The sequence below is a fragment of the Enterobacter sp. ZOR0014 genome, from assembly GCF_000798855.1.
In the GTDB taxonomy this organism is placed as follows: domain Bacteria; phylum Pseudomonadota; class Gammaproteobacteria; order Enterobacterales; family Enterobacteriaceae; genus Enterobacter; species Enterobacter kobei.
Genome location: NZ_JTLF01000376.1, coordinates 1 through 1655, shown reverse-complemented (window position 1 = coordinate 1655; position 1655 = coordinate 1). Strand labels below are relative to the sequence as shown.

Below are 1655 nucleotides of genomic sequence, written 5' to 3'. Positions count from 1 at the left end.
AGTTCAAGCGTGCGCAGCACATGACCCCACTCGCTCCCGCGCATGGCGGGAATACGTACGGATCGCCCCTTTTTCCGGCAGTGCGCAATATGACGGCCCAGTGCCCGCATTTCCGGACTGAGGGCATTGCAGGCGATTTCACCGCGTTTGATACGCACCTGCTTTTTCACGGGCGCGTTTTGAGCCTCCTGCATCTGGACATAGAGGGCGGTTGGTGTAACAATCGAAACTTCACTGAATTGCATGGGTTTGTTCCTTTTAGTGAAAGCCGGATTTTTTCGTTGGAATCGCTCAAATCCGGCGTGGATGGAGCAGGCGTAAGCCTGCTTTTTTCATTTCTGGCTCTGGCTCTCAGGGCTGAATGCTGCTTTCACCTTCGCCACGATATCGGCGTGATTCAGGTTGCTGTAATCACGTACGCGGAAATAACGCTTTCCAATACGGACAAAAATGTCCGTCACGTTCATACAGATCATCTCTGCCAGCATGAAGGTTTCAGTGTCCTGCGCGGTGTCACAACGCCAGTTGATCATCGGTGGGTGCATTCCTGCCGCATCGTGGAATTTATTCACATCGATTTCCACGGGGGCGATCAGTGCGGACTTTTCACGGCTCAGCCAGTAGGCCATTTCCGATTCGGCGCTGGCGCTGGAATCAAGAGAAGCGAAAGAATCAGTCGTGTGTAAATGCATGGTTTATCTCCTTTTATCAGTACATGCCGGATATCCGGCGTGGGGTTACAGCTGTACGTATTGCAGGTTGCGTTTCAGTTCAAAAAGAAAATCAGGTTGAAACGACCAGGCGCGCCAGTTAAGCGTTCCGTTGGTGCGGATCTCCACCTGCACATCGCCGTATCGGGACACATCGGACACGGTGACAGTGACGCCCTCTTTCAGCGCGGTGGCCTGAGCCACCCACTCCTTCGCGACAGAAACAGGGTTTTGTTCTTCCTCCATCTTCCTGGAAGATTCTTGAGCGGCGGTTTTGACGTTGACGTTTCGTGTGTGCATCCTGGTTTTCTCCTGTGGTGATGGTTGCCCATCTCCCTGGTGAGTTCTCTCGCGGCAAAGGGCAAAGGAGCGACGGCGGGGCGGCAGGAAAAGGGCGCAGACAAAAGTTTTTGCAGTCCCTTGCAAAAAGTTTTGGCGGCGTTCATTTAACCCTTTGGATGACGACCTGACGGTGCTACGACCAGCCCTCCGCGTGAGGACACACGGGGGATGGACTCACGCGGGTGAACAGGATTGCACACACCCGACACGTCGGAACGGCGTGTCGCCATTAGAGCGACGGCTTCGCCGGCGCGGTGAAGGCGTTCCGGACGGTACGGCCGGAGAAGCCGCAGTTGTTGACCTTTGCCATCAGACCCTAGCGATAGCCCGAAACCGCTTGCGGGTTCGGCGGAGACTGGCTGGTGCGTAAGCAGCTGCCTGGCGGAGTGGGGCTCGACGACTGGACCGCCACGCGGGCCAGGAGCCGAAGGTGGCCATTGCCCTGCCCGTCTTTCTGGCTCTGGCCATCACGGAACTGCAGCGAAGAGAACTAACCAGCAGGATATCGATCAAAACAGACAGGATGAGGCACTCGGAAAAGTCCTTTCTGAAGCACAGCTTCAGCAGACTAATCGCAACAGCGTGAATTAACAGCAGATGTTC

3 protein-coding genes are annotated in these 1655 nt (G+C 55.5%); all 3 read right to left on the bottom strand.

From position 1 onward, the window contains the following. The coding region (locus L977_RS21430) for a hypothetical protein (RefSeq protein ID WP_047626891.1) at window positions 1-245 on the bottom strand (245 nt) is incomplete at its 3' end. A gap of 87 nt (window positions 246-332) precedes the next feature. Beyond that, window positions 333-692, bottom strand: a complete 360-nt coding sequence (locus tag L977_RS21425) for a hypothetical protein (RefSeq protein WP_022650016.1) — start codon at window positions 690-692, stop codon at window positions 333-335. Window positions 693-737: 45 nt separating this feature from the next. After that, window positions 738-1010 carry a hypothetical protein gene (locus L977_RS21420; RefSeq protein ID WP_022650017.1) on the bottom strand — a complete coding sequence of 91 codons (273 nt, stop codon included), beginning with the start codon at window positions 1008-1010 and terminating at the stop codon, window positions 738-740. Between the last annotated feature and the right edge of the window lie 645 nt (window positions 1011-1655).

What these genes read in the sequence shown, in the direction of transcription:
- L977_RS21425 (WP_022650016.1), bottom strand. Translation starts at nt 692, where the DNA reads ATGCATTTACACACGACTGATTCTTTCGCTTCTCTTGATTCCAGCGCC.
- L977_RS21420 (WP_022650017.1), bottom strand. Translation starts at nt 1,010, where the DNA reads ATGCACACACGAAACGTCAACGTCAAAACCGCCGCTCAAGAATCTTCC.